This window comes from Nitrospirillum pindoramense (genome assembly GCF_007827955.1).
GTDB classification, from domain to species: Bacteria; Pseudomonadota; Alphaproteobacteria; order Azospirillales; family Azospirillaceae; genus Nitrospirillum; species Nitrospirillum amazonense_B.
In genome coordinates, this window is sequence record NZ_VITR01000005.1 from 430,057 (window position 1) to 438,198 (window position 8,142).

The 8,142-nt window shown below is 67.0% G+C and carries 4 protein-coding genes; 1 reads left to right on the forward strand and 3 read right to left on the reverse strand.

What is annotated here, in order from left to right; all coding sequences use genetic code 11:
- Nucleotides 1–64: 64 nt before the first annotated feature.
- Complete coding sequence (locus FBZ90_RS10885; protein WP_145731917.1) at nt 65–2,551, reverse strand: TonB-dependent receptor; 2,487 nt, start codon at nt 2,549–2,551, stop codon at nt 65–67.
- Between the two features lie 601 nt (nt 2,552–3,152).
- Here FBZ90_RS10885 and FBZ90_RS10890 point away from each other — a divergent pair.
- Complete coding sequence (locus FBZ90_RS10890) at nt 3,153–4,229, forward strand: LacI family DNA-binding transcriptional regulator (protein ID WP_211101986.1); 1,077 nt, start codon at nt 3,153–3,155, stop codon at nt 4,227–4,229.
- Between the two features lie 146 nt (nt 4,230–4,375).
- On the opposite strand, the gene FBZ90_RS10895 is transcribed toward FBZ90_RS10890, so the two are convergent.
- Both FBZ90_RS10895 and FBZ90_RS10900 read right to left on the reverse strand, forming a co-directional pair.
- Nucleotides 4,376–6,901: a PepSY domain-containing protein gene (locus tag FBZ90_RS10895; protein ID WP_211101987.1), complete on the reverse strand. Its 2,526-nt coding sequence runs from the start codon at nt 6,899–6,901 to the stop codon at nt 4,376–4,378.
- Between the two features lie 343 nt (nt 6,902–7,244).
- Nucleotides 7,245–8,081 (reverse strand): hypothetical protein, encoded by an 837-nt coding sequence (locus tag FBZ90_RS10900; RefSeq protein WP_145731921.1) that lies wholly within the window; start codon nt 8,079–8,081, stop codon nt 7,245–7,247.
- Nucleotides 8,082–8,142 lie beyond the last annotated feature (61 nt).

The window sequence follows — 8,142 nt, forward strand, 5'->3', positions numbered from 1 at the left end:
GGCGACGGCCCCATGACACCCCGGCCCCCGCTGTCGGATGCGGAGGGCCGGGAACTCACGCGGGTCAGAACTTGGCCGCGGCGCTAAGGTGGATGGACCGGCCGAACAGCGGGCGGCCCAGGAAGACGCCGCCGCTGCTGGTGCCGGACCCGACCACGCGGGCGTTGCCTTCGGTGATGCCCAGCTCGTTCGTCAGGTTGGTGCCGGTCAGCTGGACGGTGTAGCGGTCGAACTCGGCCGAGACGCCCAGGTCCAGGGTGTCATAGGCCGGCAGCGGCTGCTGGTTGTCCGGGTCGCCGTAGCGGTCGCCCACATGGGTATAGGTGCCGAACAGCCGCAGGCTGGCCCAGTCCAGCGGGATCTCGTACGACGGCGCGATGGAGAACTGGAACTTGGGCTGGCGCAGCACCTGGTTGCCGTTGAAGCTGGGGTTGTCCTGGTACTTGGCATCCAGATAGGTGCCACGGAAGCTGACCGTCAGGTTGGTGACGGGCCGCACCGCCAGCTCGAACTCCGCACCCCAGGCTTCCGATCCATAGATCTCGTTGATCAGGCTGCCGCTGCCGTCGGGGTTCACCACCTCCGCCTGGTACAACAGGCCGGAGAAGGTGTTGTGGAAGCCGGTGACGTAGGCGCTGTAATAGTGCGACGATGTCTTCAGGCCAACTTCCTGCTGCTGGATGTTGACCATCTGGTAATCGCCGCCGCGCAGGGCGTCGAACTGCGGGAACTCATGGCCGCTGTTGACGCGGGCGTACACGCTGAGATCGTCGGTCAGGTAGTAGTTGGCGCCGACGGTCCATGACGGCTCCGTCCGGTGCGAGCTGACGCCGTAATAGGTGCCGTTGGTGTAGCTGGCGGCGTTGTCGTACAGCGTCAGCGGGTTGTTGTCCAAATCGCCCGTGCTGTCGTTGCTGATGGTGCCGTTGATGCTCTGGTGTTCCATGCGGAAACCGGCGTCGATGCGCAGGTCCGGCGTGATCTTCCATTCGTCGGAGATGAAGCCCGCCACGGCGGTACCGTCATAGCTGGCGTCCAGCGCGTAGAAGGAGCCGGAGGTCAGGCCCCCGCGTGAGGCTTTGGCGCCGTTGTTCAATACCACGTCCACCGCCTGCGGGTGGTTGGTCATGGTCAGCAGGTAGTTGTTGCCCAGGTACCATTGGTCCTTGGACGAATACTGGGCGAAATAGGCGCCCACCGTCAGGGTGTTGCCGGGGAACAGCTCATGGCTGAGGCGCGCGTCGTCGGTGAAGGACTGGATACGCTTGTCCACCGACCACATGCCCACGGCGATGACCTGCTGGTTCATGTTGGTCAGCGCAGCACCGGAGCCGACAATCTTGGCCGAGCCGCCGGTGGCGATGCCGCCGGCCGCCGCCACCACGGCGGCGTTGGCGTTGGCCGAGGTGACGGTGTCGCTGATGAACTGGCCCAGCGTCTCAGGGTTCGAGCCTGTGAATTCCGACTGGGTGAAGGCCCGGCCGGTGACGAAGTTCATCTTGTTGCTGAGCTGCCAGCCCTTCAGGTCCAGGTCCAGGGTGTTGCCCAGGGTGGTCAGCTGAATGCCGCGGCCGTCGCCGATGTCCAGGTTCTTGGACTGGCCGGGGCCGGTCTCGATGGTGACGTTGCGGACGTCGTTGCTGTACAGGCTGAAGGTGCCCGGATCGGTGCCGGGGAAGGCCGAGATGTCCTTGCCGCCGTTGCTGCTGACCAGCGGGATGGCGGTGTAGAAGGCGTTCTTGTCGTCCGTGCGGCGGCCGTAGAACGTGAACTCGCCATTCTCGAATTTCTTGGTGACGTTGGCCACCACCTGGCCGCCGTCGTCGGCGGGGAACTGGGTGCTGCGGATGCCCTCGTTATAGCGGTAGAAGCCGCCGACCATGAAGTTCAGGTCTTTGGTGATGGGGCCGCCGTAATAGGTGTCGACGCGGTACAGCCCCTCATCCCCCACGGTCAGGCGGATGCTGCCTTCCGGCGTGTCCGTGCCCTTGCGCTGGATGAAGTTCACCGTGGCGCCCGGTTGGGCGTTGGAGAAGACGGTGGCCGGGCCGCCGCGCAGCACCTCCACCCGCTCCACCGTGTCGTCCAGGCGGATGAGGGTGGAGTTGTCCATGAAGGACAGGGTGGGTGCCGGATAGATGGGCGAGCCGTCGATCTGCATGGTGATGAAGGGCGCGTCGCCGCCGCCCGGGAACCCGCGCACGTCGATGTTGGGGCCGGCCGTGCCGCTGGTCGATTCCACCCACAGGCCGGGCGTCAGCTTCAGCAGGTCGGCGGTGCCGTTGGGCTGCTGGGCGACGATGTCCTCGGCCTTGATGGTGCTGATGGCGAAGCTGGCGTCCAGCTTCTTCATGCCGTCGCTGCGCGCGGTGCCGGTGACGATGATTTCCTGCAGCTCTTCCGAAGCGCCGCTGGCCGCCTGCGGCGCCGGCGTGTTCTGGCCCGTCGCGGTTTGGGCCGCCGCGGTTTGGGCCAGGCCCGCAACCGGCATCAGCAGGGCCGCCAACGCGACGCCGCCCAATAACGCACCTATCCGATGTGGATGTGACATCCTTCCCTCCCCTTATGTCTTGGTGTGATCGTGACTTGGACTGGCTCGCCCCGTCGCGCCCTGACCCAAGGCTTCTTATCGGGATGGCGCGTCCTTGATGGATCGCCTGCCACCCTTGCTTGAATGACGCTTCGATAACATCGGATGACATCGATAACAAGACATCGATATCATTTTGCCGGTGACCGCCTGAAGGGGGCCGCTGAACCGCCCCGCGATACGGCATCTGTTGCTGCGATTGCGCTTCGCAAGCGCAGCAAATTGACCGGGAAGGGCGCCCCCAGTCTTAAATCCTTGGCATTTAAGGCCCCCTGCATCTGAATATCGGGTGGCATGGCTGTGCCGGTGTTGTTATCGATGTCATTCGCTGCTACGCCTACAGCGGTGCCGACACCGAGGACTGGTGCGGTGCGGCGTCCCAGGGCCCTTTCCTGGCATAGGGGATTATGCGGGCCGAAACGTCCATCCCAGGGGAAGGGATGGCGCGACTCGGGTTTCCGCGCAGCAGCCCCGGCTTGGCAAGCGGTGCCCGGCTATGGAACAGTCTTCCGCCGGTCCATCCTTTCACCGGCCCCGTTCTTTCCTGGTTTCGGAACCGCTTATGAGCCTGCGCCCCGCCAAGTCCGCCCGTCCGGCGCCCCGCTCCCCGGACCCCACCCTGCCGGGCGGGGACGCCGCAGAGGGGGGTGTGCAGGCGGACGCCGGCCGGCTGACCATGGCCGACCTGGCGGCCAAGGCGCAGGTGTCCATCATCACCGTGTCCCGCGCCCTGCGCGACAGCCCCGCCGTGCGGCAGGATACGCGCCGCCGCATCCAGGAACTGGCGCGCGAGATGGGCTATCGCTTCAACGCCACGGCGCGGAACCTGCGCCTGCAGCGCAGCCACACCATCGCCGTGGTGGTGGACATGACGCCGTCGCCCGAACGCCCCATGTCCGGCCCCTTTCCCTTGGACCTGCTGGGCGGCATTTGCCAGGAACTGACGGTGGCCGGATACAATGTGCTGCTGACCACCGGGGCGTCACAGCCGGCGGCGGCGGTGCAGGCGGCCGACGGCGCCATCCTGCTGGGCCAGGGCGCGGACGACACCGCCGTGCGCCAACTGCTGCCCATGGGTGTGCCGCTGGTGGTGTGGGGGGCGCCGCAGCCGGGCATGGATCCGGTCTTCGTGGGCAGCGACAACCACCAGGGCGGGGCGCTGGCCGCCGCCCGCCTGGTCGAGACGGGGCGCCGCCGCCTGGTCTTCCTGGGCGACACCCACCACCGCGAGAACGCGGAACGCCTGCACGGCTTCACCCAGACGCTGGCCACCGCCGGGGCGGCGCTGGTGGCGCTGGCGCCCTGCGACTTCACCTTCAACGCCGGCGTGGCGGCGGTGCGGGGCCTGCTGGCCGATACCACGGGTGGGTTCGACGGCATCTTCGCCTGCAGCGACGCCATCGCGCTGGGCGCCATGCGCGCCCTGACGGAGGCGAAGCTGACCGTGCCCGACGACGTGTCCGTCATCGGCTATGACGACACCCCCATGGCCGCCTTCCACACCCCGGCCCTGACCTCGATCCACCAGAATTGGACGGAGGGTGGCGTGCGCCTGGCGCAGAGCGTGCTGGCGCTCATCAACGGGGAGCGGCCGGAGTCGCTGATCCTGCCGACGCGGCTGGTGGTGCGGGCGACTTAGTTTTTGTCCCTCAGACGCCGGGCGGGCCCATCCGAGCCCTGGCTTGTCCTCGATTTCCAGTCCGCCTTCGGCTCCCCGGAAATCTCCGGCGGCCGCCGTCGCGGCCTGACAAGCGATGAGGTGGGCTTATTGCTTGTAAAAGGACCTCAGTACACATCCCGCCGATACCGCCCGTTCGCGGTCAGCGCGTCCAGGCGGTCGCGGCCCAGGATGGCCTCCAGCGCCCGGTCCACGCCCGGGGCCATGCCTTCCAGGCTGCCACAGACATAGACGGCGGCGCCCCGGTCCACCCATTGGCGCACAATGTCCCCCTGGGCCGCCAGGCGATCCTGGACGTAGCCCTGGCCATCGCGGGAATAGACCAGGTCGACGCGCGCCAGGGTGCCTTCGGCCTGCCAGGCGGCGATCTCCTCGGCATGCCAGGCATCGGTGGCGGCGTTGCGCTCCCCGAACAACAGCCAGGCGTCGCCCAGGCCCAGGGCCTGGCGGTGCTTCAGGTGGCCGCGCAGGCCGGCCAGGCCGGTGCCGGCGCCGATCAGGATCAGGGGCGCCGGGCCGGACGGGGCGTGGAAGCCGGGGTTGGCGCGCAGGCGCATCCGCACCTCGCCCCCCACCGCCGCGCCGGCCGTCAGCCAGCCGGAACCCAGGCCCAGGGTGCCGTCGGGCCGCGTCTGCTGCCGCACCAGCAGGTCCACGCGGCCCTCGGCCGGCAGGCTGGCGATGGAATAGTCGCGGTGGTGGGCGCCGCTGTCGTTGCCGGGTAGGATCTGGGCGATGTCGCCGGCGGCCCAAACGGGCATGGGCTGGTCCAGCGGCTCCAGCGCCAAGTGATAGGCGGGGCCGCCCGGGCTGCCCGGGTTCAGCAGGCGACGCTCCGCCAGGCGCCAGCGGCCATAGGTTTCGGGCGCCCAATCGGGTGCGGCGCCGGCACCCAGGGCGCGCAGGTGCTCCTGCCATTGGCGCAGGGCGTTGGCGTCGTTGTCGTCCACCAGCACCGGGTCGAACAGGCGGGTGGCGCCGCTCTCGCCCAGCCAGCGGTCCAGCGCGCGGCCAAAGCCGCAGAAGGTTTCATATTGGCGGTCGCCCAGGGCCAGCACGGCGAAGTCCACCCCGGCCAGATCGGCGGGGACCGCCATGCGCTTCTTGGCGAAGGCGCGGGCGTCGTCCGGCGCCTCCCCCTCGCCATAGGTGCTGGCCACCACCAGCAGGCGGCCGCGCAGGGCGTTCAGGTCCAGCTTGGCCAGGGGCAGCACCTGTGGCGCCCGGCCGCCATCGCGCAGCACGCCAGCGGTGCGCCAGGCCAATTGCTCCGCCGTGCCCGTCTGGCTGGCATAGGCGATGGTCAGGGTGGTGTCGGTGGTGGGGTACGCCAAGGGGGCGGGCGCCAGGGGACCTGCGGCCCCATCCTGGGCCCCATCGCGCGCCACCCGCGCCGCCTTTTTCTTGCGCCGGCGGTCCAGGTACATCAGCAGGCCGGTGATGGTGAACAGGGGCATGGCGCCGGCCGCCACCATGAACACCACGGCCCCGCCGGTGCCGAAATAGGTGCCGCGGTGCAGGGTCAACACCCCGGCCAGCAGCCGGGCGCCCAGCGCCTTGTCGGCGAAGTGGCTTTCCGAGGTCACGGCCCCGGTGGCGCCGTCCAGCGCCATCTCATCGAACGGCTGGTCCGCCCGCGCGCCCACGGGGCGATAGCGCACGCGCACCGGCGCGCCCGGCTTGCCCGGCACGCTCAGCAGCGCGGTGGCGTACCGGTCCCCCTCGCGCGCCAGGAGGGCGGCCCAGGCGGTGTCGATGGAAACGGGGGCGGCGCCATTGTCGCGCTTCCCGGCGCCCCTTTCGCCCCGGGGGCCTTCCTCCCGCGCCGGCAGCGGCTGCCCGGTCAGCAGGCGGGTGGCGCCGTCCCGATACCAGTCATAGGACCACCACAGCCCCGTCAGGCCGATGACCAGATAGACCAGCAGCACCCAGGTGCCGATGACGGCGTGCAAGGACCACAGGAAGGCGCGGCCCTTGGCGCCCGTGTCCAGCGCCAGCCAGGCGCGCCAGTCCAGCGGCCGGCGGGGCCAGCGCAGATACAGGCCCGAGGCGCAGAAGAACAGCAGGGCCATGACCGCTGCCCCTGTGATCTGCCGGCCCATGCCGTCGCCGTTGCCGGGCAGGGCCAGCCAGCGGTGCAGCCGGCGGACGAAGGCGAAGAACTCCTCCCCCGTCGCGCGGCCCAGCACCGTGCCGTCATAGGGGTCGACATAGGCGCGCTCCCCCCGGTTGCCGCCCATCCCGCCGGCGAACAGCACGCGCGCCGCCTCATCCGTGCGGGCGGACAGGAACACCCCCTCCACCCGCGTCTCCGGCCGCTGCGCCCGCACCCGGGCCAGCAGCGCGTCGGGCGTCAGCACCGGCGCTGCGCGCGGCGCCACCGTGACCACGCCGGGGCTCAACGCCCGCATGATCTGGTCCTCGAAGCTCATGGTGGCGCCGGTGATGCCCATGAGCGCCAGGACGAAGCCCAGCGTGATGCCCAGCAGCCAGTGCAGTTGATAGACCACCCACCGCCCGGTGATGCCGCCCGCCGGGCCCCTCACCGACAACCGGCGCGAGTCACTGGGCGCACGAATGCTCTGGCTGGCCACGGCGTCGCTGCCGGCCTGGTCTCTGGTCACGCTGGTCACGGTCACGTCCCCCGGGCGGCGTCCCACCGCCCGATATTGCAAATCACTCGCAACTCTTATAGCGGGCGGGTGGGACGTTGGGAAGGGGCGTTGGGTGGGGTGTGTGAGTTGATCATAAAATAAGAATGTTTGATCCATAGTATGAGAATCAGCGGTTTTTCTCAATTTATGGGTCAGGCTCATCTTGGGTCTGGGCAGTTTGGGGAGCGGCGGCGTTGGGGCCGGAAGCGGACGGGCAGCTTCTGGATTAAATCACGCGGCAAGCTGCTGTTCCGGTACTGCCAGAGCGCATCGTTGGCGTTAAATCAGAAAATATATATCCGATACTATAAATAAGAGAGATTTAGGTCCCGAAATTTAGAGTGCGATTCCGTTCGGTGTAGTGTGGTCCAATCGCAAATTTCTTCATGTCTAGATCAGGATTTGGCATGGAAGTGGTGAATATTATTTGATGTGTAAGCTGAGCTTGCTGGGATAGGTTGACGATGATATTTTGAAAGTTGTGGCTGCGCTTCTGTTCCATACCCTTGTCTTCAACATTGTCCATTAGAACGAGGCGCGGGTGCCAGAACTTCTTGTCCTCCGCAGCAGCGCCGAGCAGCGCGAGAATCGCGGCATTCTTGAGGACGACGTTGCTGCTCTCGGCGAAGTTCATCTTGCCATCGACCAAAACCGCATCATCGGCAAAATCGACCGTCACCATTCCTGGGTCGGCGAATTCCTCCTGCCGCTTCAGGTCCTGCTTGAGAAGTGACTTGGCCCGGGTGCTAACCATGCTCATCGCTTGGCTAATACGTCCGGAGGTAACGGAGCTCAGGCGCGTAATCACTGTAGTCAAGCGATCGACTTCATTATTGGCTGCATCCCGCTCCGCAATCAGCTTGGCGACGCGCTCGGCAAGTTCGCGAATCGAGCCTAGATAGGTGATCTCCTGCCCGATCTGACCAATCCGATTGTTGAGCTCCGCGAGCTTGGCGTCTCGTGGCGATCCGGCAAGTTCGAAGGCGGAGCGGAACTCAAGGTTGCGCCTACGTAGTTCATGTCGCGCGCTCTTTAACTCCGCGCTATCTTTCTGATGCGCCGCCTCTTTTGCTTCGAGAATTTGGCGGGACTCGCGCAGCTGCATCGAGATGTCGAGCTTAATCTCTAGCCTGGATAATTCACCAGGGTTGGCGGGCATAGGCTAAGGCCCTGGAATCACGTAGGATTCGATTGCTGAGGCCGAACCTGCTGTTTCCGGA

What these genes read in the sequence shown, in the direction of transcription:
- FBZ90_RS10900 (WP_145731921.1), bottom strand. Translation starts at nt 8,081, where the DNA reads ATGCCCGCCAACCCTGGTGAATTATCCAGGCTAGAGATTAAGCTCGAC.
- FBZ90_RS10890 (WP_211101986.1), top strand. Translation starts at nt 3,153, where the DNA reads ATGAGCCTGCGCCCCGCCAAGTCCGCCCGTCCGGCGCCCCGCTCCCCG.
- FBZ90_RS10885 (WP_145731917.1), bottom strand. Translation starts at nt 2,551, where the DNA reads ATGTCACATCCACATCGGATAGGTGCGTTATTGGGCGGCGTCGCGTTG.